Here is a 26329-nt window from a genome sequence, read left to right as displayed (position 1 = left end):
TTGATGGCATTGTCAATGTATCGTTTTGGACGTGCAGGAATAGCGGCGCGACCGCTCTTCGTGCTCCGCTACCCGGGAGGTGGGCGACGGGGTGGTGAAGAAGCCCGACACCGTTGGTGCCAGGATCCGGTACTGACGCATGCGCCGTGGTGGGATGACTCAGGCCGTCCTTGCTGGACTGGCTGGTGTCACCCAGTCGTACGTGTCGCAGGTCGAGTGGGGTTGAGAGACTATCGAGCGTCGGTCCACTTTGGTCGCTCTCGCTGCCGCCGGCCCTCAACGCCTCCCGGATATCCGTATCGGCTGCTGAGAACGTCGAAGATCGAGCGTGGATCGCGCATCCCGGTTCATCTACGCGCAGAGCCTGCCGATCGAGGCCGCGCGCTTGGCAGCCAGAGTCAGTGACCGCTCGCTGGTGGAGCTTCAGGGAGACGCCTCCGACGTCCGGGTGCGGCAAATGCTTGGTCAGCTTCACCTGATGGCCGCGCTGGCCTCGACCGTGGACGCTCGCCCAGACGTCGCCCGCGACCACCTCGCGGAGGCCACCAGGGAGGCGGCGAGCCTGGGAGATCGGGCCGACGGTGGTGGCTTCAACGGCTGCTGCTTCGGTCCCACTAACGTCGGGCTCTGGAAGATGTCCATCGCGGCTGAGCAGGGCGAGTACGGCAGGATAATCGAGTTGTCCCGGACGGATCCGCTCGCAGGTGCTCAAGGCATCGAATCGCCAACTGTCGTATTGGTCGACATTGGGCGAGCGCTGGCGGACGGCGGTCGTCGGGACTCCGAGGCCCTCGCAGCATTCATCCGAGCAGAGCAGGCTGCTCCGGTCCCGTTCGCCATTAATCCCCTCGCCCGCGACGCCGTGGTGACCCTTGCCCAGCCCGCCCAGCGCCGAGCCATCCCCGACGACCTGCGCCTGCTCGCCGGCCGCATTGGCATCGACCTGGACGCATAACTGTCAGTAATCACCGCATTACCAATCCGCCTTAGCGTCCGGTTTGGGGCATGAGCACGTCCTGATGGCCTGGGACGGCGGCGGCTGACAGCGAGCCTCCCGGGCCTCTACCGGAGGAGGCGGGGATGAGCGGTCAGGACGACAACGCGCAGGAGAACAAGGGTGAGGCGGCCGAACGGGAGGCAGCCAAACAGCGACTCCTCGCCCAGGCCGAGGCGGAGCGCGTACCCGTGGAGGACACGACCCGAGCGGTCCCGGACCGGCGGTGGCGGCGTGATCAACGATGACCTCCCGATCGGTCGCCGGGTGGCCCGCTGGCGGGTGCGGCGATCGATGACGCAGCAGATGCTCGCGGACCGGCTGCGCAGGTCGAAGAGCTGGGTGGGCAAGGTGGAGCGCGGCTGCGCACCCTGGACCGGTACTCAGTCATCCAGGAGCTGGCCCAGGTCCTGCGGGTCGCCCCGGAGGTGCTGCTGGGCCAGCAGCGGCCGACGCCTGCCGGCCCACCGGACGGGGTGGACGACATCCGAGCCGCCCTCGCCTGCTACGACGCCCCGCAGACCCCGCCCCACACCACGGAAGAGCTGAGAAGGCAGGTCGGGCAAGCCTGGTTGAGCTACCAGCACGCGCACTACGGGCAGTTGGTGCGAGTCCAGCCGGGTCTGCTCGACGCCGTCCAGGGCACGCGGTCACCGGAGCTGTTGGTGCAGACGTACCGGATCACCTCGTCGCTGCTGGTCAAGCTCGGTGAGGCCGACCTCGGGTGGTTGGCCGCCGATCGGGCGATGTCCGCCGCCGGCGATGACCCGATCCTGGCGGCAACGGCAGCCATCGCGGTAGGCCAAGCGCTGCGCGCCTCCCACCGCGACCACCTAGCCCTGGCCGCAACCCTGACTGCGGCCAACCGCATCACCCCCACCCCAGCCCGCCCCAGTGATCATGAGGTCGACGGGCCGGTTGGAAATCAAGCCGATGATCAACGAAGCGGGGGCCGGAGCTGGAGCGCGGGGAATGGGCTGTGGGTGGGACATTGCGGTTGCAGGCCGCCCTGGCTGCCGTCGGCTGCGGCGAGCACTGCCGCGCCGACGAGCTGATCGAGCGGGCCGCGGGCTTCGCGGCCAACCTTCGGGGGCACGACGATCAGCACCGCACCAGCTTCGGACCGATCGCTGTCGAATTGGCGCGGATCGTGGTGGTGGCCTTGCGGGGTGACGCCGCCGAGGCGGTGCGGCGGCACTCGATTGTGGTGCGGCGGGAGGGGTGGCGGCGGTTGCCCGCCGAGTATCGCGGTGCGTATCTGGTGGATGCCGCGCGGGCGTACCTGCAGGTGGGTGACCCGCGCGGGGCCGCACGGGCGTTGGTGGACGCGGACAGTGTCGCGCCGGCTGAGGTTCGGTGCCGGCCGTTGGCGCGTACCGTGATCGCCGATATTGCCCGCGCGCAGCCGGTGCCGGCCGGCGTGGCGCGACTGGCGACGCTTGTTGGCCTCACCCGCTGATTGGACTGTCTCGACCCCGGACGGGCGACCGACCTTGGCGGCCATTCATCTTGCGTCGTCGAAACGGTTCCCGCGCATTGCCAGTTTCTGCGGATTGCCGCAACAGGCTGATGTCTGTTTTCAGTAACCGTTCGGACAGCAGGCGGCAGTCCGGAGAGGACACATGGTGCGGTTGCCATGTTCGATAAGGGCGACAGGACGGCCCGAATAGTTGACTTCGGATCTCACCTGAACTCTTTACGGTGATCATCCCGCTGTCGACTTTTGAGGATCTGCATGAGCATCGGCATCGAGGCACCCGAGAACGAGCTGTCCATACCAATCGAGTACGTGCCCGGTGCGCGCGGCCACGCAGTCCTGGCCATCGGCCCCGACAGCGCCGGTAGCGACGCCTTGGCGGTGTGGCGTCTCGGCCCGACCGGGCTAGCCGGCGGCGCATGGGTGGTCGGGTTCGACGAGATCGAACGGGACCCAGAGCAATTCCGCCGAATCATGTGGAACGTGCAAGACCGATGCCTGATCGACTGGAACCACCAGACGCCCGTCGCGGTCCTGGCCAGGATCGCCGACGTCGTCCCGCCCGAGCTGCTCTCCAGGCTTGCGGACACCATTCTCAGCATCCCTGACCTTCTCGAAGAAATCAGCACACATCGGTCCACCTATTCCGCTGCCGTGGAGCAGCACCGAGCGCGCGTCAAATCGAAAATCGCGCCGCTCGCTTGGGCCACACCCATGCCGGACCAGGAGCACCTTGGCGCCTGGGCGATCAAGGACCGGTTCGCCTCTGCCCCTCCGGTCGCGGCAACGGCGCTGGCGGTGACTGCCGCAGTCGCACGGACGGCCCAGCTGTGGCAGGACACCGAGCAGGCGCGCTACCGCCGCACCTACTTGCGATCCCTGGGTGAGCCGCAACCGCTGCCCCCGCTGTGGTTGGCGCAGCTGCGCAAAGCCGCCCGTAACAACTCCCCGGCATAGGTGTAGGAGGCCCACCCATGTACGCAGTTGTCGACCTCGAAACCACCGGTCTTCGGACCAGTTGGCACGACCGGATCGTCGAAGTCGCCGTCGTGCACCTCGATGCCAACGGTCGGACCACCGGCGAATGGTGCAGTCTGGTCAACCCGAACCGCGACCTCGGGCCACAGCACATCCACGGCATCACGGCTGCGGAGGCGCGCACCGCACCGGGCTTTGACCAGGTTGCCGGGCACCTCGCCAGCCTGCTGCGCGGCCGAGTCCTGGTCGCGCACAATCTGAACTTCGACGCCCGGTTTCTGCATGCGGAATACCAGCGTGTGGGGATCGACGCGCCGATCCGCCAGGCGCCCGGCCTCTGCACCATGCAGCTGGCCTCGCATTTCCTGCCGTCGGCTGGTCGCAGCCTCGGTGACTGCTGTCGCCTCGCCGGGCTGCCGCCACACCAAGCGCACTCGGCACTGCACGACGCCCGCGCCTCCGCGCAACTGCTGAGCTACTACCTTCGAGCGGCCGGTAGCCCGCCCCCGTGGGCTGACACCGCCACCGCAGCTGCCGGGCTCCGGTGGCCCACGATTTCCACCGGCTCAGTTGTGGCTGTCCAGCGCCGCAGCGCCGGCCATCGGCAACAGCACTTCCTCGCGCGGTTGGTCGACCGACTGCCCCGGCTGCGTGAGCTTGAGGGCGACGCCTACCTGGCCCTGCTCGACCAGGTGCTTCTCGACCGGCACATCTCGGCGACCGAAGCTGATGCGCTCATCGCCACGGCGGAGACCCTCGGGCTCGCCCGCGTCGACGTGGACCACCTGCATCGAGGCTACTTGGCGAGCCTTGCCGGAGTGGCGCTCGAAGACGGCGTCCTGACCACAGCCGAACGGCACGACCTGGACGAAGTGGCCGAACTGCTCGGCCTGCAACGATCAGATGTCGAGAAGGCGCTGGCCGTCGCAGCTACCGATATTCCAGGACAGCCCCGCCCCGATGAATGGCGGCTACAGCCGGGTGATCGGGTCGTCTTCACCGGTGCCATGGACCCACCGCGCAGTGAGTGGCAGGAGGAGGCACGAGCGGCGGGCCTCGTCGCGGGCGACACCGTCACCAAGAAGACGCGGCTTCTGGTCGCCGCAGATCCGGACACCATGTCGGGCAAGGCCGCGGTGGCTCGCAGGTACGGCATCCCGATCGTGCACCCCGCCGCCTACCAGAACATGCTGGCCGGGCTCGCCGTCGGCGCATCCTAGAGCATGGAGGGACGATGCCTTCGGTAGATCAGTTTGACCATGACGGCACGAAGCCAGCGATTACCAGGGATTTCGTCCTGCACTGGAGTGCTCGATACCAGGTGAAGCCGCTGGAAATCGACGTGCTCGATGTGGTTGGGCCCGCTGTCGCCAAGCGGGGGTACTACCACCGCAGTGACCTACGGCAAGTGGTCCTCTGGAAGAGCCCACGGTCGACCACGTACATCGAACGCAACAGTGACAACGATATCGAGGACCTGACGCGCATGGCCCTTGCAGCACCAGAGGGCCTAAACCACCGGATTCTCTGTCTGCTCGACGGTGTCGGTGTGCCGATCGCGAGCGCACTCCTCACCGCCTGCGAACCATCGGTCTTCACCGTCACCGACTTCCGGGCGATTGAGACGCTATGGGCCCACGGCGAGGTGAGTCAGCGGCCGAAGTACGTGCCCTACCTGCAGGTATGCAGAGATCTGGCCAATCGCGTAGAGACCGATCTGCGGACCCTGGACAGGGCCCTATGGCAGTGGAGCAAAGAACGAGGCAAGTCCTCCGACTTGGACCCGGATAAGTAGGCAGGCCCGCGAGGTCGGTGACCTGCGCGGGGCCGCACGGGCGTTGGTGGACGCGGACAGTGTCGCGCCGGCTGAGGTCCGGTGCCGGCCGTTGGCGCGTACCGTGATCGCCGATGTTGCCCGCGCGCAGCCGACGCCTGCCGGCCCGCCGGACGGCGTGGACGACATCCGCGCCGCCCTTGCCCGCTACGACACCCCACAGACCCCTCCCCAGCCGGCGGAAGAGCTGAGAAGGCAGATCGGGTACGCCTGGTTGAGCTACCAGCACGCGCACTACGGGCAGTTGGTGCGGGTCCTGCCGGGTCTGCTCGACGCCGTCCAGGGCGCCCGGACACCGGAGTTGCGGGTCCACGCGTACCGAATCACCTCGTCGGTGCTGGTGAAGCTCGGCGAGGCCGACCTCGGGTGGCTGGCCGCAGATCGGGCGATGGCCGCCGCCGGCGACGACCCGATCCTCGCGGCGACGGCGGCCGTCTCGGTGGCCCAGGCGCTGCGCGCGTCGGGCCGCGACCGCCTCGCCCTGACTGCGGCCATCACCGCCGCGGCCCGCATCCTTCCATCCCTGCCGGGCCTTGGTGATCAAGAGATTTGCGGGACTGTTGGAGATCAAACCGCCCGCAAACCTCTTGATCACGGGGGCGAGGGCCGTGGGTGGTCGGCGGGGGAGCGGGCCGTGGGTGGGACGTTGCTGCTCCAGGCCGCCCTGGCCGCCGTCGGCTGCGGCGATGCCCGCCGCGCCGACGAGCTGATCGACCGGGCCGCGGGGGTCGCTGCCGGGCTCAGGGGGTACGACGATGTGCACCGGACCAGCTTCGGGCCGATCGCCGTCGACGTGGCGCGGGTGCTGGTGGCGGCGCATCGGGGTCAAGCGGTCGAGGCGCTCCGAAGGCATTCGACAGTGGTGCGGCGGGAGGCGTGGCGGCGGTTGCCGGCCGAGTATCGGGGCGCTTACCTGGTGGACGTCGCGCGGGCGTACCTCCAGGTGGGTGACCTGCGGGGGGCAGCACGTGCCCTGGTGGACGCGGACAGCGTCGCGCCGGCTGAGGTTCGGTGTCGGCCTCTGGCGCGTACGGTGATCGCCGAGATCGCCCGCGCGAACCCGGCGCCGGCCGGCGTGGCGCGACTGGCGACGCTGGTTGGCCTCACCCTTTGACTGGCTGCGGCTTGGTGGGGAGGGGCCGACCAGGCCAGTGGGGGCATACTCGGTATGCTTTGCGGCCATGCGACCTGGCGACCGGGCGGTTGCGCTCGCCTCCGTGGTGTGCGGATTCCTGCTCGGCTTTCTCGACTTCTGCTGGATCAAGTGGCTGCCGTATCCATTCGCGGAACTCGGCAATTCCACAGCGACCTGGGCGGTCGCTGCCTTCTTCTTCGGGTACTGGGCGCGGTCCGGGTGGCTGCGCTCGGCACTCGGGGCCGCCGTCCTGCTCGTCGTCGCGGTGCCCAGCTACTACCTGGCGGCGGCGCTCCTGCAGGGCGACGACCTCGCGGTGCTCTGGGCGCCGTCGTCGCTGGTCTGGATGTTCTTCGGCGTGCTCGCCGGTGTGGTGTTCGGCACCGGCGGGACGTGGGCGCGTGGTGAGGGGTGGCGGCAGGTCGTCGGGGTTGCGCTGCCGGCCGCCGTGTTCTTCGAGGAGGCGGCCCGGTTCGCCGGCAAGGCGACCGACCCCACCTACGGGGCCAGCACGTGGTGGAACACGGTCATCGACCTTGCGCTGGGTCTGCTGATCGTGGTGCTGACCGGCGGATCGCATCGGCGGCGGGCCCTCGCCGTCGCGGTGGCCGTGCCGCTGGCCGGCGCGATCCTGGCAAGCTTCGCGGTGGCCAGCGGGACCATCCCGTCCGCCGGTGCCTCAGTACGGCAGGTCGATGCCCTGGCTGCGGCCGATGGCCGCAGCGACCGGGGGGAAGCCGGCGAGACGGTCGACTCGGTAGAAGAAGTTGCCCGGGCGCAGCCGGCGCCGGCCGGCGTGGCGCGACTGGCGGCGCTCGTCGGCCTCACCCGGTGACCATCCGGAGGAGCGCACTGCCCTGACCGGCAACCGGGCCGCACGCATCGTCGAACGGTCGATGTCGCCACGGGATGTCATCGGCGGCCCCGACTCGCTAGGCTCTGCGGCCATGCGTAGCTTTTTGAGGGTACGTACCCTCGTGGCGGTCACCGGCATGTCCACACTGCTCCTGATGCCTGTGCCCGCCTTCGCGGCTGAGCCGGGTGCGATCGCCGTGGTCGATGCGGCAACCGACGGCACGCTCGGCAACGGCGGGGTCGGCGGCTCGGACATCTCCGACGACGGCCGGTACGTCGCCTTCGCCTCCACCTCGGACAACCTCGTCCCGGGCGACTCGAACGAGAACACGGACATCTTCGTTCGTGACACGGAGACCGGCACCACCACCCTGGTCAGCGCCGGCCTGGGCGGGCAGCCGGCCAACGACGGGGCCACGTACACCGCGGCGATCTCCGGCAACGGCCGGTACGTGGCCTTCACGTCGTACGCGTCGAACCTCGTGGCCGGCGACACCAACAACGAACGTGACGTCTTCGTGCACGACCGCCAGACCGGGGTCACCACTCTGGCCAGCGCGTTCGCGGGCGGGCGGCAGATTCGGGGCAGCAGCAGCGGTGCCACGATCTCCGACAACGGCCGCTACACCACCTTCATCGTCACCTCGTACAGCGGCGACCTGGACGACCAGGGCCTCTGGCTCTACGGGCAGGTGGCGTACGTGCACGACTTGCAGCTCGGCACGACCACACGGGTCAGTCAGCAGGCCGACGGCGGCGCGGACCTCACGGTGTTCGAGGCGGTCATCTCGGGCAGCGGGCGGCGAGTGGCGTTCAGCGCGTCGGGCAACTGGATCGGCGACGGCGGAACGGGTTCAGGCATCTTCGTCCACGACTTCTCATCCGGCGCGACGGTCCGGGCCAACCTGCCGGCCGCCGAGAGCGGATTCCTCGGCGCGGCAAACCCGAGCATCAGCAGGGACGGCACCAAGGTGTCCTGGGAGTCGTACGAGCCGTACGTGGCTGCCGACACGAACACGATGCTCGACGTCTACGTCCGCGACCTGATCGCCGACACCACAGTGCTGGTCAGCGCCAGCCGCGGGAGCGCGGGCGCGGGCAACAGCCACAGCACCTCCGGTCGGCTGGCCGCGGGCGGGCGTTACGTGTCCTTCTACTCGTCGGCATCGGACCTCGCCCCCCGCGACAGCAACGGCATGGGCAGCGACGTCTTCCTGCGGGACCTCACCACCGGTCGGACGACGGCGGTCAGCACCACCCCCGCTGGCGCGACCGGCAACGGCGACAGTTCCAGCGCCATCCCCTCCCTCAACGGCAGCCGGATCGTCTTCAGCTCCAGGGCGACGGACCTGGGCGTCGACCCGGGCGACGGTCACGAACACCTTTTCGTACGCTGCCTGCGCAACTGCTGACCGAGTGGGCTCTCGTTCTCGGCCAATCTGCTCAACCGGTGGGGTGGGTCGCCCATGCCAGCAGGTCTTCCGGTGAGGCATCGCGGCCGAGGTCGGCTTGCCGCACTGCGGTGACCTGGTAGATCCTCCACTCGCCACCGGCGGCCCTGAGGACTTGTCCCGTGAAGGGACAGTCGCGGGAAACGAGCACGGCGACGCCCGGGGCCACCGACGCGGGCGTGAGTTCCTGCGGTTGCACGGTTCGACGGAAGATGCGGGTGGCAGCCACCGGGCAGATCGCGTTCACCAGGATCCCGTGTGTTCGGCCTTCACCGGCGAGGGCGTTCATGAGGCCGAACTGTGAGGCCTTGCTGACGCTGTACGCGGCGACGTCGGCGCCGTCGATGGTGCGTAGTCCGAAGTCCGACGTGGTCAGCACGATTCGGCCGTAGCGCTGGGTCCGCATCAGCGGCCACACCGCCGAGCAGAGCCACCATGCCGCGTGGGCGTTGATCGCCATGGTCGTGTCGTACTCGTCCGCAGTTGCGTCGCCGATGCCGTGGTAACGGACAATGCCCGCGTTGTGGACCAGCGCATCGATGCGTCCGTGCTCGGCGAGGACTTCAGCTATCAGTTCCGCACAGCCGTGACGCGTCGCCAGGTTCTGCACGTGCACGGACGCGCGCCCCCCGGCGTCGGCTATCTCACCGGCGACAGCATGGGCGTGCGCAGGATCGTTGCCGCTGCCGTCGCGGTCAACTCCCGCATCGTGCACGGCGACGTGCGCGCCTCTGGCCGCCAGCAGCCGAGCGTAAGACTCGCCCAAACCACGTCCCGCACCGGTAACAAGGACCACCTGTCCCGCAAGGTCAATCACGCACCCAGAATGCCAGGAGCACCAGGCGTCCGGATGCCCCGACAATCGGCGCGAGGCGGCACCCGCTCATCCAGCCGGGTCGGGCCGACGGTCGGGGCGGGTTTCCGGGAACGTGAGATCCGGGCATGTACCTGGGCACTGCTGGAGGGGAGAGACGCAATGCTGGTATCTGGCTATCTCGGCGCGGTGCTCGTCGGTGCTCTCGTCGGCCTGCTCGGCCGGCTCATTCTGCCGGGGAGGCAGCGGATCGGCTTCTTCGCCACGTTCGTCATCGGCGTCGGCTCGGCGGTGCTGGGCACGGTGGTCGCCAGGGCGCTCGATGTCGACGACGGGGCCAACGTGGAGGTGCGGGTGCTGCGCTGGGACTGGGTGGTGCTCGCGATCCAGGTCGGCCTCGCGATCGTCGCCGTGGCCCTGGCGAACATGCTCACCTTCACCCGGCTTGCCGGCGGCGACGACAAGCCCCGTCGGCGGGCCCGTCGCAGTCAGGCCAAGGGCTGAAGAATCTCAGCAACAGAGCACGTCAGGTGCCCAGCCTGGCCAGGATCTCCCGGGCCATGGCCGGTGGGGGACCGCGGGGGCCGGTGCCGTCGAGCAGTTGCAGGCGACGGTGGGTGACACCGCCGGAAGCGTCGACCCCGCAGACGTCCGGCTCGATGTACGTCAGGCCGTCCTCGCGGACGGCGGCTACTCGCAGAAGACCCGCACGGTCGCATCGGGTGAATCCACCTCCACGGTCACCTCGTCGAGGTGCTCCACGAGCGCTTCCAACTGCTCGGGCTTGAGCTGCGTCAGGTCGATCGGCACGCCCGAGTCGCTGAGTGAGGCGTTGGCCTTGACCAGGGCCTGCGGCGGGATCAGCGCCGCCAGCCGTACGCCAGCTCGCAGCAGTTGCAGTGGCACCCGCACGTTGACCCGCGACGGCTCGCCGTTGTCGGTGGCGTCCACCACCACCCGCAGGTACTTCACCTTGCCCTTCGGTCGGGCGTCGTGACTCGCCGCGGCCGGTGCCTGGTCCCGTTCGAGTGCGGCGATGAGCTGCTCCGCCTCCTCGGCGGTGATCTTGCCGGCGGCCAGCATGTCGAGGATGTCCTTGCGTTGTTCGGTCATGCGAACCTCTCCTATCGGATGGCCACGAGCACGGCCGTGCGGCCCTGCTCGATGTCGAAGCGGGCGCCGGACAGCGCCGAGATGACACGCCAGGTGGTGCCGAGGGCCCGCACCACACCGATGCGGAACACGACGCAGGCCACGATCGCCGCCAGCACGACCAGGACCACGACCGGGAAGAGCACGAGCGCCACGGGGAGCACCGGAACCCAGACGCGGATGGGCCGGCGGTCCGGGCGGTCGACCTTGACGGTCACCAACTGGGGCATCACGTCCGGCCGTCCAGCTCGGCCAACGCCTGCTGTGCGGTGATCTCACCGCGGCGCAACCGGTCGACGATGTCGGCTCGCGAGGGCGCAGGGTCGGTCTCGACGAAGTCGAGCTGCTGCGTGATCCGGTTGAGCCGTGACTTGATCGTCGGGTAGCTCACCCCGAAGATGCGTTCCATCTCCTTGATCGAACCGTGGCAGCGCACGAACGCCGTGACGAAAACCTGATCATCGACGGTGAGCTGAGCCAGTTGCGGTGGCTCGAACTCGCCCTCGATCGCGACGCCGTTGCTCGCCAGGCGCACCCGCTCGACGACGAAGGGCTGCCCTCGCGTCAGGCTGGTCAGGTCCTGCCAGTCCATCGCCTGTTCTGTCATACCTAAAGTTGTATATTAAGAATCCTCAACATCCAAGAAGCAGACCTTAACTTTCTTAAGTCCATACTCATGGTTGATGACGGTGATTATGCGCCCGCCCCTCGGGCGGGCCGGTTGCAAGAAGCCTGAGTCGATCGCGCCGCCGGCCGGGTGCGCGCAACCGCGGCGGGACCCGAAGAGGTCCCGCCGCGGTCGAAGGGTGTTGCTTGCCGGGCGCCCAGCGGGCGGGAGCGGGCAACCCCGACTCCCGTCCACGGCAAGCGGATCAGCACATCCGGATGTACCAGACCGGCGAGAAGTCGACGGCTTCCCAGGCTACCCCGGAGCTGAAGCCGCGGATCGGGTTGCCGTTCTGGTCCATGATGTCGGCCCAGGCACCCCAGGTCTGGTTGTTGTAGATGGAACCCCAGCCGTTCCAGTTGGTGAGCGTGTACCACCGACACTGGTACAGCACGAACATGCGTCCGCTGAAGTAGGTGTCGGTGTAGACGCAGGTGGCGCCGTACGGGCAGGCGCCGACAGCCTGGGACGAGACGCCGCTGATGGCGGCGTACGGGTTGTCGGCCGCAGTCGCGTTGGCCGGGTTGGCCGGTTGCGCCGCGACGCTGACGACCGGTTGGTCGGCCGGGCCCGCGGTGGCGGCCGACGGCACCGCCAGCGTGGCGATGAGGGCCGCGAAGGCCGCGATCAGGAGCATGCGTAGCTTCATGCATCCACGATGCCCGATGGGTACGAAAGCAGGGGGTGCTTCGGCTGTGACGGAAAGTACCCCCTCTGTCCAGGTGTCAACGACCTGGTATTTCGGCCGGGGTCGTGATTGTGACTCGGCTGCCTGCGCGGGCCGCCCACCAAGGTGCCGGGATGGGTGGGTTCCTGGCGCTCTTCAACGGCGCGGCTGACGAGGTCGACAAGGCCCAACTCACCGAGCAGCAGCAGGCCGAGTTCATGAACGCGTGGGCGTCCTGGGCGTAGGCCAACGAGAAGGCCATCGTCGACCCCGGTGCTCCCTTGAACGCCAAGAAGCTGCTCACGGCGGGAGGTGTCGAGGACGTGACCGACGCCCTGATCGCCTACGCCATCGTAGAAGCGGGCTCGCACGACGAGGCGGTTCGGATCTTCTCCGGACGCCCGCACCTGAGGCTGTTCGCCGGAAACTCGACAGCTGTCCTGGAGTGTCCGGCACCGCCCAGCTGACACGCGGTTCGCCAGCGGGGCAGCCCTCGCCGGGGACGGCTAGGCTGCCGGGCATGATGGGGGTCGATGACGAGGGGCGCCGGTTCGACGGCGACCGTGACTCGACTCAGGTCCTGCCGAGCCGCCGCTGGGCGCAGGTGCTGACCGGTTTGGCCGTCGCGGTGGTTGCGGCGATCGTGTTCACCGCCCTCTTCTGGGGTCTGCACGACTGGCTCGTTGATCGGGGCCGGATGGGCCTGCCGATCCTGCTGGTGGTGCGGATCGCCTGCTTCGCCGCGTTCGGGTGGGGCTGTTGGCGGGCCTACCAGGGTTTACGGGCGAGTGCGTCGCGGATGGCGAGAACGACGAGCGAGAGCGGCACGAGCACCCAGAGCTGAAGCACTGTGTACCGGCGTAGCTCCCGGTCGGTGTCGACGCCGGCGGGGGTCCGGCGGCACCAGCATCACGACCCGACGATCCACTCGCGTTCCTGAAAGCCGGGCGGTCACCCGGCCTTGGACGCCGCGCCTTCAAGAAACCCGAGTCGATCTTCGCCGCCGCCGGACAGGCGGAACGGAGGCCACAGCTGGGCCGGCCAGATGCGAAAGGCTTATTGCGAAAACGGACCGTCAGAGCGTATAAACGAAAGGAATCTTTCGCTAAGGGGTGCTGATGGAGCAGAACGAGCCAGAACGCCGGGTGCGCGTCCAGGACGCCACCACGCTGCGCGCACTCGCGCACCCGTTGCGCCTGCGGCTGCTGCGCTACCTACTGGCCGCTGGCCCGAGAACCGCCGCGCAGTGCGCCGACGCCCTGGACGACACCGGATCGAACTGCAGCTACCACCTGCGTCAACTGGCCCGGCACGGCCTCATCGAGCGGGTCCCCGCCGAGGGGGCCAACCGGCGTGACCGACCGTGGCGTGCCGCCGCCACCGGGCTCGAACTCCTCCCGGACCCCGATGATCCCGAGGGGCAGCAGATCACCGACGCGCTGACCGCCCTGGAACTCGACGAGGTGTTCCGATCGTTGCAGCGCTACCAGCATGAGCAGCACAAACTCACCGACGAGTGGCGGGAGAGCGCCACCTTCCACAGCTACACGCTCTCGCTCACCCCGGAGGAACTGCGGCACCTCGCCCTGACCCTGGACGCCGTCATCCGGCCGTACCTGCGCCCGTTGCGCACCGCGCCCCCGAGCGACGCCCGGCCCGTCAGCCTCAACCTTCAGGCGTACCCCACGCCGGAGTTCCTCTGATGTCGACCCTGCTGCGACACCGCGGATTCGTCCTGATCTGGGCTGCCGGGCTCTTCTCCAGTGTGGCGAGCTGGCTGCTGCTCACCGGGCTGCCGATCTACGTGTTCGGGGTGACCGGCTCGGCGCTCACCACCTCCGCCGTCTTCCTCGTCGAGCTGCTGTGCGGCATCACGCTGGGATCGTTCGCCGGTGCTCTCGCCGATCGTTTCGACCGGTTCCGGCTCATGGGCTGCGTCGCCACATTGCAGGCCGCCGTGGTGATCCCCCTGCTCGGTCAACCCGACCACCACCTGTGGATCATCTCCCTGGTCGCCGGGGCCCAGGCGGTGCTGACCCAGACGTTCGACTCCGCCCGCAACGCCGCGCTGCCACGCCTCGTCGAGCCCGCGCAACTGGTGCGCGCCAACAGCGTGATAGCGCTCAACATGAGTGTGGGACGCCTCATCGGAGGTTCGCTGGGCGGCTTCGCCATCACCCGCGACGGCACCCGCTACCTGGCCGTCGGCGCCACAGTGGCCTTCGTGGTCACGGCAGCCCTGATCACCGCCGGCCGTCGGGCTGCCCACCACGGGGCCGCCGAGCCGACGACCCTGGGGCGTACATCGTCGTTCTTCACCGCCTGGCGACACGGCCTCACGGCCACGGTGCGCAACCGCGCCGTGCGGATGACGATCGTGAGTGTGGCGCTGGGCGGCATCGCGCAGGGCCTGTTCGTGGTGCTCTTCGTGGTCTTCGTCAGCCGCGCGCTGCATGCCGACGGCACCCTCACCGGTGTGCTGCGCGGCGTTCAGGCGATCGGCGGGGTGGCAGGTGGGCTCATCGTCGGCATGCTGGGCGCCCGGCTCCGCCCCCGGCTGCTGATGAGCCTCGGGGCGACCACCTTCGCCCTGATCAGCCTGGTCATCTGGAACGCACCGGCGGTCACCCGTCAACCCGAGTGGTACATCGGGTTGTTCATCCTGGTCGGTGCGCCGGGCATCGCGTACGCCAGCGGAGCTTTCGCGCAGATCCAACAGAGCGTGCCCGACACCGAGTTGGGCCGGGCCTTCGGCATCTACTACGCGATCTTCAACGCCTCTCAGGGGCTGGGCATGGCGGCTGCCGGTCTGCTCGGCGACGTGCTCAGCGTCGTACTGGTGCTCAACGTGCAGGCCCTGCTGTACCTGGCTTCCGGCGCGGTCGCCTACTTTGGCCTGCGCACTGTCCGGCAGCAGCACCGCCGGGCCGTACGGCAGCGCGCCACCGTCGACGTCGGGTAGACCATGCTCGCGGCGGTTTGGCGGAAGAGTAGTGCGTGGCTTACTCGATCCCGCTGCTGTCGCCGGCGGCCCAGCGACGGCCGCCGACGCAGCCGCGCCTATGCGCCCGAGATGGTCTTGAGTGCCGTGTCGAGTGCCTGGTCTGCCGGGACGGGTACGTCGGGGACCACTCCGACGCCTTCCCAGTTGGTGCCGGTGACGCTGTTGATGGTCCGGGCGGTCGGTACGGTCACGAGGATGTGTTCGGTGACCGGGTGGCGGGCCGTCGGATGCGCGCCGCCGCGTGTCGTCTCACCGACGACGACGGCCCGGCCGTGCGCCTGGAGGGTGTACGCCACGTCCTCGCCCCCGGAGAACGTCATCGCGCTGGTGAGCACGTGGACCGGGCGGTCCGCGTAGCGCGGCGCGGGCAGGTGCGCGGTCGTCCAGAACTGGCGGGTGGCGCCGGTGGACCGCTCGTAGAAGTCGTTGAGGTGCACCTGGTCGTCGCGGAAGAAGTAGCTGCACCACATCGCGGCTCCCTCCGGTGCTCCGCCGGAGCACGCGCGCAGGTCCAGGATGAGCGCGGAGCTGAGGGCGACCAGTTGCATGGCCGCGCCGATCGCGGCGGCGCCTTCGTCGGCGTACGCGATGCGCCGCACGTCGATGAGCCCGACGTTGCCGTCCAGGTGCTCGACCCGGCGGACCCCCTGGTTCTCCGTCCTGAGCAGCGCGAGGAACGCGGCCCGCCCCCCGTCCTCGTCCGCTGGATCCAGCGACTGTGGCTTGTCCGACCACAGCAGCCGCAGATGCTTGTCCGGGCACGCCTGCTGAAGGTGGGCGGTCACCGTCTCGCAGAGCACCGGCCCGTCCAGGTCGTCGTACTCGCCGGCGGCGAGCCGGCGTCGGATCGCGGCGTCGATGTCCGCGACCTTCTCGGGAAAGACGTAGCCCGCCTCGATCCGGTCCAGGGCCTGTCCGACTATCTGTTCGTTTGAGAGCACGGCGGGCCACGGTAGACCGCAATCAGCCTCATGACCACCGAGTTTCGCGCAGCGACTCAGGAGCGCGGGGCTCCCACCTGCCGAATGGGCAGGAGATCGCGGTCAGCCTCGTGATAGGTCGTCCGGGCCGCGTGCTGATCGGGCAGGGCACGTCGAACCGGCTCGTCACGTGGTCAAGGAGCTGTCGTTCGAGCCCTGCGCCGGGCGAGTATGTCGCGGATGGTGAAAACGACGAGCGACAGCGGCACGAAGACCCAGAGCTGAAGCACTGTGTACCGGCGCAGTTCCCCGTCGGTGTCGACACCGGCCAGTTCGGCATCGAGGGCGCCGCGCCGCGTCAGCGCGATCGCGTAGATGGACAGCGGTGCGTAGTTGAGACCCGCGCCGGTCAGCCACAGGCCGAACGCTCGGGTGCCGAGGCCGTTCGATGACGACAGCAGCCAGATGCCCCACGTCACCATGAGAACCACGCCGACGAGGAACTCGGCCAAAATGATCCGCCGTCGACGGGTGGTTCCTCGGCTGCCGTACATGTCGATGGCTGCCAAGCGACGAACGTTCATCACAACGATGATGCCACCGCCGGACAACCTCTGGGGTTACGGTGCCATAGGCCGCACGACCTGGCGGTCCACTCGCGTTCGCGGAAGTCGGGGTGTCCCGGCGCTAAGGACACCCCGATTTCACGAAACTGGTCGGGGTGAGTGCGGCGCCGCTTCCTCAGCGCCGCGACGGCTCCGGCAGATGGAGCGTGCTGATCATCGGGCCGCTCGCCGCGCCGCTACCTGACCGACTCATGCTCGCAGCTGGGCGACGACCACCCGGGTGGCCTGGGCGATGAGGGCGTCGTCGGGGATGGCGTCCTTCCTGTCCCGACTGGACAGCACCGCGAGCACGATCGGGGCGCGGTCGGGCGGCCAGATCACGGCGATGTCGTTGCGGGTGCCGTACCCGCCGGTCCCGGTCTTGTCACCGACCACCCAGCCGCCCGGCACCCCGGCGCGGACCAGCGCCGCGCCTGTGGTGTTGCCGCGCAGCCAGCCGCTCAGCACGTCACGGTCCGCCGGTTCCAGAGCAACCCCCAGGGTGTACGCCCGGAGGTCGCCGGCCAGGGCCCGCGCCGTGCTGGTGTCCCGCTTGTCGCCAGGTGTTCCCTCGTTCAGCGCGGTCTCGGAGCGGGCGGCCTCGGTGACCGTGTCGCCGAGCGCGCGCAGTTTCGACTCGAACCCCGCCGGTCCGCCGAGGTGACGCAGCAGCAGGTTGCCGGCCGTGTTGTCGCTGTAGCGCAGGGCGGCGTCGGCGAGGGCGCGCAGGCTCATGCCCTCGCCGACGTGCTTCTCGGTGACGGGGGAGTGCGCCACCAGGTCCCGCGTCGAGTACCGCACCACCCGATCCAGCTGGGCGTCGGTGGTGCCGTCGAGCACCTCGGCGGCAGCGAGGGCCTTCCAGGTCGAGGCGTACGCGAACCGCTCGTCGGCCCGGTGCTCCACCGTGCGGCCGGTGCCCGTGTCGACGGCGTAGATCCCCAACCGTGCCCCGAACTGCTCCTCCAGCCGCCGGAACTCCTGATCGGCGGCCGTCGTCGGGGCGAGCGTCGCCTCGGGGCTCGGCGTCACCTCCGGGCTCGGCGTGGCCCGCGCCTCGGTCGCGTCGCCGCCACCGCACCCCGCCGACCACACCAGAATCGACACCGTGACCACAATGGTCGCCAGGCGTCGGACAGAGACCGCCATCGTCGCTCCTTTCGAGAGTGCCGTCGGTCAGGGCAGGATCTCGATGTACCCGTCGCTGCCGTGCACGCGGATCCGCTGCCCGTCGCGGATCAGCCGGGTGGCGTCCAGCACGCTGACGACGGCCGGCAGGCCATACTCCCTCGCGATCACCGCGCCGTGCGTCATGGTTCCGCCGACCTCCGTCACCAGGCCGGCGATGCCGACGAACAGGGGCGTCCAGCTGGGGTCCGTGTGCGCGGTGACGAGAATGTCACCGGCTTCGAGGTCGGCCTGCGCCATGTCCAGGATGACGCGGGCGCGTCCTTCGACAGTCCCGGCGGACACCGGCACACCGGCCAGGGCGCCGGCCGGCACGTCGTCGCGTCGGTACGCCCCGGTGATGGCCTCACCGTCCGAGGTCAGCACCCGGGGCGGGGTGAGCGCCTGGTACGACCGGAACGCGTCCCGGCGCTGCCGGATCAGCTCGTCGTCCACCCGGTGTGAGCGCACGACCTCGTGGAACTCCTGGAACGTGAGGTAGAAGACGTCGTCCCTCTCGGCGAGCACGCCGGCCCGCACCAGGCGCTCGGCCTCCGCCAGCAGGGCCTGCTTGTAGATGAAGTAGCGGACGATGATGCCGTACTTCGGGTACTCCCGATAGCCGGTGAAGGTCCGCACCCGGTCGATCATCCGCGCGGTCTCGTCGGCCTTCTGCTCCCCGTCCGGGAGCGCCCGCAGGCGCGTCAACACCTCCTGCGCCCTCTGCTGCGCCTGCTGCTGTCCCTGCTGGAAGCGCCGCCTGGCCGCGCCCGGCTCGAAGAGCTTGACGTTGTCGAGGAGCACGGGCACGAGCGTGCCGGGGCGTTCGCTCCACCGTGGCCTGGTGATGTCGATCTCGCCGACGCAGCGCATGCCGTACCGGTCGAGGTACGCCTCGATCGCGGCGCGCGCCTCGGCCCCGCCCGCGACCTTCGGCAACTCGTCGAGGAAGTCGTCGTGCGTGACGCCGTCGTGCGCGACGTCCTGGAGGAGCGCCACCACCTCCGGATGCGGACGGATCACGTCGGCGACGTCGAGCAGTGCCAGTCCCATCTCCGAGGTGACGTTGCCGGGGGCGGACAGGGTGAGGGTGTCCGCGGCGTTCTTCTCGCCCAGCCACTCGTTCAGCTGGTCGTTGAGCCACCAGGTGGCCTCCATGCCAGCCATGATCGCCTGCATGTTCAGCGGCTCACCGAGGACGCGCTTGTGCTCCTGGAATGCCTCCAGCAGGAAGTCGAACAGCGCCGTACCGGTGACCGTCGCGATGTCGCGCCGCAGGGCGGCGATGGACGCCTCGCTGCGCCGGATCAACTCGGTCACGATGGCCGGGTCGGTCTCGATCGAGGTGGACGCGCCGCCGGTCGTCGGCGTGGCCGGGCCGCCCGCGTCCGGGAGCGTCGGAACGAAGTCCCCGCGGTCGAGCAGGGTCTCCAACGCGTCCCCCATCAGCGGATCGGACCTGCCCGCCATCTTCAGGAAGCCGGCGCGGCCCGCTGGCGAGGCCAGCAGCCGGGTGGCATCGACGAACAGCCTCCCGCCGGCCTCCCGCATCGGGGTCATCGCCGTCAACTGCCACATGGAGAGCCCCAGCGGCCGCATGGCGTCGGTCATCATCTGCTGGTGACCGACCGAGAGGTAGACGTGGTTCTCCTGGTCGTCGGCCGCCGGGACGGGGAACAGCGTGGTGATCGGCCGGCTCTGCACGATCTGGAAGTCGTCGTCGACCAGGCACCACTCGATGTCCTGCGGTCGGCCGAACTGCGCCGCGATCCGTCGCCCGAGCCGTACGAGTCGCACGACCTGCGCCTGCGTCAGCGCCGGCTGCTCCTGCCGCTGCTCCTCGATCGCCGCCTCCCGCGTCCCGCCGCCCGGCACGGCAACGACGGCGCGCTGCTTGGCGGCGACGGTCCCGGCGACGACCTCCCCGTCGCGCATCCGGTAGATGTCCGGGTTCACCAGGCCGGACACCAGGGCTTCGCCGAGGCCGAAGCTGGCCTCCACGGTCGCGACCTTCCGGTTGCCCGTCATCGGGTCGGCCGTGAACAGGATGCCGGCCGCGTCCGGAAAGACCATCCGCTGTACGACGACAGCCATCTGGACGGTGCGGTGGCCGATGCCGTTGCGCAGGCGGTAGATGACGGCCCGCTCGGTGAACAGCGACGCCCAGCACCGGCTGACGTGCCGCCGGATCGTCTCCGGCCCCACCACGTTCAGGTACGTGTCCTGCTGGCCGGCGAAGGACGCCGTGGGCGTGTCCTCCGCCGTCGCGCTGGACCGCACGGCGTAGGCGGCCCGCTCGCCGAGCCGGGCGAGCGCGTCGGTGATCGCGGCCGCCAGGTCGTCCGGAATCGGGGTCTCCTCGACGCTGTGGCGGATCTGCGCGCTGAGCGTGCGGATCGCCTCCCGGTCATCCGGGCTCAGGCGCGACAGCTGATCGAGCCGATCATCGATCGACGGCGTCTGCGCCAGAACCTGCCGGAAGGCGGCCGTCGTCACGCAGAATCCGGCCGGCACCCGGATGCCGTCGATCCGGGACAGCGCGCCCAGGTGCGCGGCCTTGCCGCCGACGACCGACACCTGCGACTCGTCGACCTCTCGAAGATCCAACAGCGGTACCCGGTCGCCGCGGTCCTCGTCCATCGACACCACACCCACGTCGCGCCCCCGTTACCTCGTTTGTGCTGGTCCGGCCGCCGATTCTGCGCCACGACCGGGGTCTTGCCGCAAGCCCCCCAGTGCGGTATACGTTAGAAGTGGCAGGGAGGGTGATCTCCTTGCCGCTTGTTCTTTGTCGGGGTTGGCGGGGCCGGCGATCGGGTCCGGTCAGTCGTCGGAGAGTCGGCGCGGCTCGATGCTCAACCCTCGGCCGAGCTGCCAGGAGGCGGTGGGCCAGGCCGCGACGAAGCCGGCTATCAGCCCGAGCTGGCCGGCGAACCAGAACGTCGGGCTGTCGGGTCGCAGGGGTGGCCCCGGAAAGACCATGCGATGCGCGAGCGTCAGCCAGGCGAACAACGCCAGCTCGAAGGCCGTGATGGTCAGCAGTTCGATCCTGCCGACGCTCGACATCGCCCGTGAGATCTTTGCGAGGCTGCGACCCGGCCCGGCGAAGTACCGGAAGAGAACGGCGATCGTCACCGCCATCAGATAGTCGCCGGCGTAGTCGACCCACAGCGGGTCCTCGGCCGGGTCGAATCTCACGGCGTACAGGGCGACCTCGGCGACGATGAAGCCGAGAGCGCAGTGGGCGCCGCAGCGGGACACCTGGGTGACGACGATGCCCCGGCGGGGCCTTCGCGGTTGACCCTCCTCCCGCCGGCGGGAGAACGCCTCGGGCCTACCCCAGTTCCAGTAGAGGCGTACGGCGGCCGGGCCGATGTAGAGGACTGTCACCAGCCAGACGATCTCCATGACTCGGACCGGCTGGCGGTGTCCGCGAAGGTAGGTGTCGGCAAGGACGATCGCGCTGCTCAGGGCGCCGACCGCGAGCGAAGCCCAGGAGAGCGCCACGAGCCAGGTCGGCTGCATTCCCGCCCCTTCCGCCAGCTGGGCGAGTCTTTCACGTCGTACTCGTTCGGATCGGCGGATCGGGCGTTCCCGCCCTCCGTCGCCTGGACGGGGAGTGGCCCGCCGGGCCCGCTGCACTACGGTGCGAGGGTGACGAGCGCCCCTCGGGAAGCGGAATCGCGCGTCGGACCGGTGGGCGCGCTCCTCTCCCGGCTCTTGTTCCTGGCGATCTGCCTGCCCGGACCGGTCCTGTTGGTCACCGCCGTGACGTTGGACCCACCACGGTCATCCGCGGATTTCTGGGGCCTCCTCGCCGGTGGCGTGTTGGCGACGATCATCGGCGTCGGGTTCGGCGTCTTCGGCTGGCGGGTGGTGGGCCGCTCACGCCGCGACGCGCGCCGACTCTCCGCCGCCGGTGTCGCCGCGACCGCGGAGATCCTCGCGGTCTCGAACCACCTGGCCGGAGAGAATCCCGAGCTGGAACTCCACCTGCGCATCAGCGGGCCGGGGTTCGCCACCTTCGAGGCGGACACGATCCGCGCGATCGACCCGGCCCTTGTCCCCGGCGTGGTGCTGGCCGCCATCGTGGACCCCGCTGGCCGCCTCTTCGTGATCACCTAGCCCTCGTCCGCACCAGGACGCGTCCGCCGCGGTCAGTCGCGCTTCAGGCCGGCGAAGATCACCGCGAGCGTGCGGGCTTGCAACTGCTGGTCCCACCCACCGTGCAGGGCCCCCTGGCACAGGCTGGCAAGGAGCGCCATCGTCTCGGGTAGCTCCACCGAGTCGCCGACGGCTCCGGCGGTCCGCGCCTGTTCCAGCAGCCTGCCCACTGCTTGCTCCAGGTGACCTACCGCGTCCGGAAGCCGGATGTCCACCCCGGACCCGGCGAGCAGGTCGACGACGGTCTTCTTCGCTGCGGCCTGCGACACCAGGTGTGTGAAGAACGCGAAGAGGTCATGCTTGCCGGCCTCCTCGACGAGCTGCGCGAGCAGTCGCTTCATGATCGCGGCGAGCAGGTCGTCCTTGGTGGGGAAGTGCCGAAAGACCGTGCCGATGGCAACGCCGGCCCTTCGGGCCACCTCTTCGGTGGAGGCGCGGGTGCCGAATTCGGCGAACACCGCCTCGGCGGCGTCCAGGATGCGTGCCCGGTTGCGCTGCGCGTCGGCACGCAGCGGCGACCCCTCTACCAAAGTGAGCCTCCACTCATTATTCTTGGTCATCTAAGTCGAGCCATGACTCATTATCCAGGAGGACGACGTGACACCAAGCGAGATCTTCGACAGCATGCGCGCCCGATGGCTCGCGAACCTGCCCACCTACGAGGCCGACTCGCTCGCTGACGATGTGGTGATCGAGACGCCGTTCGCCGCACCCGGCCGTCCTACACGTATTGAAGGGAAGCAACGGGTCTTTGAATACACGCAAGCGGAGCGAGCGATGTTCCCGGTCCGGTTCGACGACTGCCGCAACGTCGTCCTGCACGAGACCGCTGACCCCGAGGTGATCGTGGTCGAATACGAACTGGTCGGCACCCACACGGTGACCGGGCTGACCGCCTCGGCGCCGTTTATCGGGGTGCTGCGGACCCGGGAGGGCAAACTGGCCCACTGGCGTGAGTATCAGCACACCCTCGCCATCGCTCAGGCCGCCGGTCAGGCATAGGCCTGGATCACGATCAGGCGGCCCTGGACGCGCCGCGCTGGCACACTCGCGGGGCATGGTCGACTGGTATACGCAGGCCGAAGTGGACGGCGACGTCATCCGGATCTCGGAGCCGCACGTCAACGAACTGCTGTCGGCGAACTTCTGGTGGTTGCGGGGCAATGATCGGGACATCGTGATCGACGCCGGGCTCGGTGTCGTCGCCGTGCGGGAGACGATTCCGGGCCTGTTCGAGCGCGATCCGATGGTCGTGCTCACCCACGCCCACCTGGATCACGTCGGTGGGGCGTCGGAGTTCGGTGACCGGGCCGCCCACCCCGCCGGAGCCCGGGATCTTGGCGGCCGGCGTACCGGCGAGCCTGTACGGCGCAGAACTCTTCGACAAGCTGGGCATCGACGCTGCCGGGGAAGCCGTCCCGGAGCTCATGATCGACGTCCTGCCCGATCCCGGCTACGACCCGGCTGCGTACCGCGTCGAACCCATGACCCTGACCCGACTGCTCGACGACGGCGACCGGGTCGACCTGGGCGGGCGAGTGCTGACCGTGCTGCACCTTCCCGGCCACACGCCGGGGAGCATCGCCCTGTTGGAGGAGCGCGCCGGGATCCTGTACTCCGGCGACATCATCTACGAGGGTGCCTTGATCGACAATCTGCCGAACTCCGACGTGGCCGCGTACCGGCGAAGCATGGAGTTCCTCGTCGACCTCGACGTGTCCCTCGTCCATCCCGGCCACGGGGAGAGCTTCGACAGGGCACGCCTTCGCCAGTTGGCCGGGACCTACCTGCGTAGGACGGCCGTCAGCGTTGCCGATAAGGAAAGCCGGCATAGCATAATTCGCGATGTGCCTCCCAAAAGGGAAACCTCGCGGCTTACCCGTAGTCCGGGTCGGTTGCTGGCCTTCAGCGACGGTGTCTTCGCGATCGCCGTGACACTTCTCGTGCTGGAGATCCAACCGCCCCACGACTTCGGGCGCCTCCTGCGAGGGCTCGGTGCGCTGTGGCCCTCATACCTGGCATACACGCTGAGCTTCCTGCTCATCGGGCAGGTGTGGGTCAATCACCACGTCATGTTCGACCGCGTCCGACATGTCGACCGAGCGGTCCTGTTCCTCAACACCTTGCTCCTGATGGTCATCGCGTTCCTGCCGTTCTCCACGTCACTGCTCGCCGACGCGTTGCGCGCGGAGCAGGGCCTGCGCGCGTCGGTCGTCGTCTACGGCGGCACACTCTGGACGGCGGCGGCCCTCTTCAACATCGTCTGGGCCCACCTTCGCCGCGCCAAACTGCTGGACCCCGGCCTTCGCCCCTTCGGTGCCCGGGCCATCGCCCGTCGGTTCGCGCTCGCGCTGGTCTGGATCGGCTCCGGCATCCTCGTCGGCGCGTTCGTGCCGATCGCCGGCGTCGCCATCATCGCCGCCTTCCTCCCCGCCTACTACCTGCCCATCCGAGGCGAGTACGGCGAGCAGGACGACACCGCCGACTAACTAGAGTCGGCGGCATGCGGATCCGGATCCACGGCAGCGATTTCCCAGGTCAGCGTCCCGGTGCGGAGGCCGACGCGCTGCGCCTGGGCAACGTGCACGTCGGGGTTCAGCGCAAGGCCGAGGTGATCGATCTGGTGCCGGCCGACGCGGTCAGCGCCACCTGGTCCTTCGAGGTGTCCAGCCGCGAGATCGACGGGGCGCTCGATGTCGGCGGCCCCTGGGTGCACGGCCGCCCCGGGGCACGGTTTCTGTACCTGAGCTGGGGCGCGGTGACCGAGGACGGCTTTGCCATGTTCCGACGAGCGAAGTTGATGTTCACCGACGTCCCGACCGAGCTGCTGCGCGCCGCCCACGAGGGCAACGGGACGCTGGTCGGCCGGGTCGGGTTGACCGATGCCGCCGGGGGGCCTCTCTGCGCTCGGGTGCACCCTCCCGCCGTCACCTGGACGGTGGAGTGAGCGTCTTCGACAACGGCCCCCGCCCACCTCACAGCCAGTCATTCTCCGGAGCCGTCGCCCGCAGCACCTCGCCCGCGCCCGCCAACACCGGCTCGCCGTGCGGGACGCACAACGCTTCCACCTCCAGCGAGGCCAACCGCCGGAAGGAGGCGACAGCCCGGTCTCTGTCCACAGTGAACGGGCCGAGGATCGCCCGGCCCCACCACGGATGACCGGGGCGTCCAGGGCTCCAGCCAGGACCCGAGCGAAGCTGCTGCCCCGTCCACCCCTTCAGCTGCCGAAGTCGACGCCGCTGAGGGGGATGCGGCGGTGCGCGGCGAGGTGTTCGGCCTGCGCGGTGATGGTCGTACGCGTGGCGTCCGACAGCCGGTGCCACGGCTGGACCGCGACCCTGAACGTCTTGCCGGACTTGCGGGGGCGCCAGGTGCCGACGAGTTCGCCGTCGACCAGGACGGCGCCGGGGCGACCCAACACCGGCCACAGCTCCTTGGCGTGGGCGGCGTCCGGCGCCAGCGTCGCCCGATCCTTGGCCTGCAGGAACAGGTCGAACGGGCCGAGCAGACGGGTGCCCCTGGCCTCGGCCGACTCCAGCGCCTCCTCGTCGGCGGCCAGCAGCGAGCGCGCCTCACCGTCGACCGTCACCTCGATCACATCATCGGGCCAGCGCGCCTTCACGTCCTTCATTGGGGCGTCGAGATAATCGGCCACATGTTTCGGGGTGGCCGGGCCGAGCAGGCGCAGGTACGTGCGGATGAGGTCGAAGCGGTCACCCGGAGCAGCTGCTCTCCGGAAACCGGTGACGCGCCGCAGGACCGGGGGTGAGGTGTCGAGCTGCAACTCCAGCCCGGCCCGCACGGCGGCGAGCCGGAACGGCATCTCGTAGAGGTGCGTGGCGTCGCACGGCCGGCAGGACCGCAGATACGGCTCGGGCAGCACGGCGGCCAGGCGGCCGGAGACGTCCCCCTTCACCGTGGGCCTGGTGACGATGGCCCGCATCCGGGCGGCGATCTCGTCGAGGGCCGCGAGGTTGTCGATGCCGGCAGCCTTCAACGGCTTGGCGGCGTCGTAGATGCGCTTGCCCGCGTCGGCGTCGGAGAACGGCTCGACAGCGGCCGCCACGTTCGCGGCGTCGGCCCGCCGGTAGAGGTGGGGCGCGCCCCGCACGGTCCACAGCAGGACGACGTCCGTGTCGGAGAGCGCCGTGACGTCGACTCCGCGCACCGCGAGCGCCCACCGGGCGCCGTCCGGGCCGGTGTTCTGCACCCCGATGTCCAGGACGGCGGTGTCGGCGAGCGTTCCGCCGGCCCGGTCGAGCTGCTGGGCTCGGACCCGGAAGTTCATCACCTGGCGGCGATCGGCCATGCCTGCACTCTAGGCGCGGCGGTGGGGCCAGGCACGCAACGCCCACTCGACCGGCCCCGGTCCCCGGGCCGGGGGAGGCGACTCCCTCCGGGCGGCGATCCGCTCGTCCCGCCGTTCGGCCACGGTGATCTCAGAG

33 protein-coding genes and 1 pseudogene are annotated in these 26329 nt (G+C 69.4%); 21 read left to right on the top strand and 13 right to left on the bottom strand.

The features are described 5' to 3' along the window. The first annotated feature begins 139 nt into the window (after positions 1 to 139). From ACLQ3B_RS26295 to ACLQ3B_RS26245, 11 genes are all read left to right on the top strand, one after another. A complete protein-coding gene (locus ACLQ3B_RS26295) occupies positions 140 to 226 on the top strand; it encodes a helix-turn-helix domain-containing protein (protein WP_425783500.1) in 87 nt (28 codons plus the stop codon). 102 nt (positions 227 to 328) lie between these two features. Continuing rightward, entirely contained in the window at positions 329 to 955 is a 627-nt protein-coding gene (locus ACLQ3B_RS26290) for a hypothetical protein (RefSeq protein WP_425783367.1), read from the top strand. A gap of 125 nt (positions 956 to 1080) precedes the next feature. After that, positions 1081 to 1242: a hypothetical protein gene (locus ACLQ3B_RS26285; RefSeq protein ID WP_425783366.1), complete on the top strand. Its 162-nt coding sequence runs from the start codon at positions 1081 to 1083 to the stop codon at positions 1240 to 1242. A gap of 46 nt (positions 1243 to 1288) precedes the next feature. After that, entirely contained in the window at positions 1289 to 1543 is a 255-nt protein-coding gene (locus ACLQ3B_RS26280; protein WP_425783499.1) for a hypothetical protein, read from the top strand. Positions 1544 to 1973: 430 nt separating this feature from the next. Further along, positions 1974 to 2453 carry a hypothetical protein gene (locus tag ACLQ3B_RS26275; RefSeq protein ID WP_425783365.1) on the top strand — a complete coding sequence of 160 codons (480 nt, stop codon included), beginning with the start codon at positions 1974 to 1976 and terminating at the stop codon, positions 2451 to 2453. Between the two features lie 276 nt (positions 2454 to 2729). Then, positions 2730 to 3428, top strand: coding sequence for a DUF6218 family protein (locus ACLQ3B_RS26270; RefSeq protein WP_425783364.1), 699 nt, complete (start codon positions 2730 to 2732; stop codon positions 3426 to 3428). A 17-nt stretch (positions 3429 to 3445) separates the two neighbouring features. Next, positions 3446 to 4669 carry an exonuclease domain-containing protein gene (locus ACLQ3B_RS26265; RefSeq protein WP_425783363.1) on the top strand — a complete coding sequence of 408 codons (1224 nt, stop codon included), beginning with the start codon at positions 3446 to 3448 and terminating at the stop codon, positions 4667 to 4669. A 14-nt stretch (positions 4670 to 4683) separates the two neighbouring features. Next, complete coding sequence (locus ACLQ3B_RS26260) at positions 4684 to 5244, top strand: hypothetical protein (RefSeq protein WP_425783362.1); 561 nt, start codon at positions 4684 to 4686, stop codon at positions 5242 to 5244. 91 nt (positions 5245 to 5335) lie between these two features. After that, positions 5336 to 6397 carry a helix-turn-helix domain-containing protein gene (locus ACLQ3B_RS26255; RefSeq protein ID WP_425783361.1) on the top strand — a complete coding sequence of 354 codons (1062 nt, stop codon included), beginning with the start codon at positions 5336 to 5338 and terminating at the stop codon, positions 6395 to 6397. 67 nt (positions 6398 to 6464) lie between these two features. Continuing rightward, complete coding sequence (locus tag ACLQ3B_RS26250) at positions 6465 to 7253, top strand: DUF6518 family protein (RefSeq protein WP_425783360.1); 789 nt, start codon at positions 6465 to 6467, stop codon at positions 7251 to 7253. 112 nt (positions 7254 to 7365) lie between these two features. Continuing rightward, on the top strand, positions 7366 to 8685 hold the full coding sequence (locus tag ACLQ3B_RS26245; protein WP_425783359.1) for a hypothetical protein: 1320 nt from the start codon (positions 7366 to 7368) through the stop codon (positions 8683 to 8685). Between the two features lie 31 nt (positions 8686 to 8716). Here ACLQ3B_RS26245 and ACLQ3B_RS26240 read toward each other — a convergent pair whose 3' ends face one another. Further along, complete coding sequence (locus ACLQ3B_RS26240) at positions 8717 to 9541, bottom strand: SDR family NAD(P)-dependent oxidoreductase (protein WP_425783358.1); 825 nt, start codon at positions 9539 to 9541, stop codon at positions 8717 to 8719. Positions 9542 to 9700: 159 nt separating this feature from the next. Between ACLQ3B_RS26240 and ACLQ3B_RS26235 the strand changes: the two genes are divergently transcribed. Then, the gene (locus ACLQ3B_RS26235; protein WP_425783357.1) at positions 9701 to 10042 is read left to right on the top strand and encodes a GlsB/YeaQ/YmgE family stress response membrane protein; all 342 of its coding nucleotides are present in this window, start codon (positions 9701 to 9703) and stop codon (positions 10040 to 10042) included. A gap of 186 nt (positions 10043 to 10228) precedes the next feature. Here ACLQ3B_RS26235 and ACLQ3B_RS26230 read toward each other — a convergent pair whose 3' ends face one another. From ACLQ3B_RS26230 to ACLQ3B_RS26215, 4 genes are all read right to left on the bottom strand, one after another. Then, positions 10229 to 10651, bottom strand: coding sequence for an SHOCT-like domain-containing protein (locus ACLQ3B_RS26230; protein ID WP_425783356.1), 423 nt, complete (start codon positions 10649 to 10651; stop codon positions 10229 to 10231). An 11-nt stretch (positions 10652 to 10662) separates the two neighbouring features. After that, positions 10663 to 10920 carry a hypothetical protein gene (locus ACLQ3B_RS26225; RefSeq protein ID WP_425783355.1) on the bottom strand — a complete coding sequence of 86 codons (258 nt, stop codon included), beginning with the start codon at positions 10918 to 10920 and terminating at the stop codon, positions 10663 to 10665. Further along, positions 10920 to 11297 carry a DUF2089 domain-containing protein gene (locus tag ACLQ3B_RS26220; protein ID WP_425783354.1) on the bottom strand — a complete coding sequence of 126 codons (378 nt, stop codon included), beginning with the start codon at positions 11295 to 11297 and terminating at the stop codon, positions 10920 to 10922. The genes ACLQ3B_RS26225 and ACLQ3B_RS26220 overlap by 1 nt, the downstream gene beginning before the upstream one ends. Positions 11298 to 11562: 265 nt before the next feature. Beyond that, a complete protein-coding gene (locus ACLQ3B_RS26215) occupies positions 11563 to 12006 on the bottom strand; it encodes a hypothetical protein (RefSeq protein WP_425783353.1) in 444 nt (147 codons plus the stop codon). A 299-nt stretch (positions 12007 to 12305) separates the two neighbouring features. On the opposite strand from ACLQ3B_RS26215, the gene ACLQ3B_RS26210 reads away from it, so the two are divergent. The 4 genes from ACLQ3B_RS26210 (at position 12306) to ACLQ3B_RS26195 (ending at position 14986) form a co-directional block, all read left to right on the top strand. Continuing rightward, positions 12306 to 12491 carry a hypothetical protein gene (locus tag ACLQ3B_RS26210; RefSeq protein ID WP_425783352.1) on the top strand — a complete coding sequence of 62 codons (186 nt, stop codon included), beginning with the start codon at positions 12306 to 12308 and terminating at the stop codon, positions 12489 to 12491. Between the two features lie 53 nt (positions 12492 to 12544). Next, complete coding sequence (locus ACLQ3B_RS26205) at positions 12545 to 12868, top strand: hypothetical protein (RefSeq protein WP_425783351.1); 324 nt, start codon at positions 12545 to 12547, stop codon at positions 12866 to 12868. 274 nt (positions 12869 to 13142) lie between these two features. Continuing rightward, a complete protein-coding gene (locus ACLQ3B_RS26200) occupies positions 13143 to 13727 on the top strand; it encodes a winged helix-turn-helix domain-containing protein (protein WP_425783350.1) in 585 nt (194 codons plus the stop codon). After that, positions 13727 to 14986, top strand: coding sequence for an MFS transporter (locus ACLQ3B_RS26195; protein ID WP_425783349.1), 1260 nt, complete (start codon positions 13727 to 13729; stop codon positions 14984 to 14986). The genes ACLQ3B_RS26200 and ACLQ3B_RS26195 overlap by 1 nt, the downstream gene beginning before the upstream one ends. Positions 14987 to 15084: 98 nt before the next feature. Here ACLQ3B_RS26195 and ACLQ3B_RS26190 read toward each other — a convergent pair whose 3' ends face one another. The 5 genes from ACLQ3B_RS26190 to ACLQ3B_RS26170 form a co-directional block, all read right to left on the bottom strand. After that, on the bottom strand, positions 15085 to 15969 hold the full coding sequence (locus tag ACLQ3B_RS26190; protein ID WP_425783348.1) for a S41 family peptidase: 885 nt from the start codon (positions 15967 to 15969) through the stop codon (positions 15085 to 15087). Between the two features lie 173 nt (positions 15970 to 16142). Further along, positions 16143 to 16559 carry a hypothetical protein gene (locus ACLQ3B_RS26185; protein ID WP_425783347.1) on the bottom strand — a complete coding sequence of 139 codons (417 nt, stop codon included), beginning with the start codon at positions 16557 to 16559 and terminating at the stop codon, positions 16143 to 16145. A gap of 204 nt (positions 16560 to 16763) precedes the next feature. Next, entirely contained in the window at positions 16764 to 17702 is a 939-nt protein-coding gene (bla, locus tag ACLQ3B_RS26180) for a class A beta-lactamase (protein WP_425783346.1), read from the bottom strand. A gap of 27 nt (positions 17703 to 17729) precedes the next feature. Next, entirely contained in the window at positions 17730 to 20360 is a 2631-nt protein-coding gene (gene rph / locus ACLQ3B_RS26175; RefSeq protein ID WP_425783345.1) for a rifamycin-inactivating phosphotransferase, read from the bottom strand. 183 nt (positions 20361 to 20543) lie between these two features. Continuing rightward, the gene (locus ACLQ3B_RS26170; RefSeq protein ID WP_425783344.1) at positions 20544 to 21245 is read right to left on the bottom strand and encodes a DUF4396 domain-containing protein; all 702 of its coding nucleotides are present in this window, start codon (positions 21243 to 21245) and stop codon (positions 20544 to 20546) included. Positions 21246 to 21374: 129 nt separating this feature from the next. Here ACLQ3B_RS26170 and ACLQ3B_RS26165 point away from each other — a divergent pair, with 129 nt between their 5' ends. Further along, positions 21375 to 21845: a hypothetical protein gene (locus ACLQ3B_RS26165; protein ID WP_425783343.1), complete on the top strand. Its 471-nt coding sequence runs from the start codon at positions 21375 to 21377 to the stop codon at positions 21843 to 21845. A 32-nt stretch (positions 21846 to 21877) separates the two neighbouring features. Here the strand turns inward: ACLQ3B_RS26165 and ACLQ3B_RS26160 are convergent, their stop codons facing one another. Beyond that, the gene (locus tag ACLQ3B_RS26160; protein WP_425783342.1) at positions 21878 to 22444 is read right to left on the bottom strand and encodes a TetR/AcrR family transcriptional regulator; all 567 of its coding nucleotides are present in this window, start codon (positions 22442 to 22444) and stop codon (positions 21878 to 21880) included. A gap of 64 nt (positions 22445 to 22508) precedes the next feature. Between ACLQ3B_RS26160 and ACLQ3B_RS26155 the strand changes: the two genes are divergently transcribed. From ACLQ3B_RS26155 to ACLQ3B_RS26140, 4 genes and pseudogenes are all read left to right on the top strand, one after another. Then, a complete protein-coding gene (locus ACLQ3B_RS26155; protein ID WP_425783341.1) occupies positions 22509 to 22886 on the top strand; it encodes a nuclear transport factor 2 family protein in 378 nt (125 codons plus the stop codon). 55 nt (positions 22887 to 22941) lie between these two features. Next, positions 22942 to 23241 (top strand): annotated as a pseudogene (locus ACLQ3B_RS26150) (MBL fold metallo-hydrolase); the annotation flags it as partial. A 70-nt stretch (positions 23242 to 23311) separates the two neighbouring features. After that, positions 23312 to 24373 carry a TMEM175 family protein gene (locus tag ACLQ3B_RS26145; protein WP_425783498.1) on the top strand — a complete coding sequence of 354 codons (1062 nt, stop codon included), beginning with the start codon at positions 23312 to 23314 and terminating at the stop codon, positions 24371 to 24373. 14 nt (positions 24374 to 24387) lie between these two features. Beyond that, on the top strand, positions 24388 to 24831 hold the full coding sequence (locus ACLQ3B_RS26140; protein ID WP_425783340.1) for a DUF5990 family protein: 444 nt from the start codon (positions 24388 to 24390) through the stop codon (positions 24829 to 24831). Between the two features lie 28 nt (positions 24832 to 24859). Here ACLQ3B_RS26140 and ACLQ3B_RS26135 read toward each other — a convergent pair whose 3' ends face one another. Next, a complete protein-coding gene (locus ACLQ3B_RS26135; RefSeq protein ID WP_425783339.1) occupies positions 24860 to 25003 on the bottom strand; it encodes a hypothetical protein in 144 nt (47 codons plus the stop codon). Positions 25004 to 25101: 98 nt separating this feature from the next. Then, positions 25102 to 26193, bottom strand: coding sequence for a winged helix DNA-binding domain-containing protein (locus ACLQ3B_RS26130; protein ID WP_425783338.1), 1092 nt, complete (start codon positions 26191 to 26193; stop codon positions 25102 to 25104). Between the last annotated feature and the right edge of the window lie 136 nt (positions 26194 to 26329).

The sequence above is a fragment of the Micromonospora sp. DT53 genome (genome assembly GCF_049841535.1).
In the GTDB taxonomy this organism is placed as follows: Bacteria; Actinomycetota; Actinomycetes; order Mycobacteriales; family Micromonosporaceae; genus Micromonospora.
This window is presented reverse-complemented; position numbering and strand designations above follow the sequence as displayed.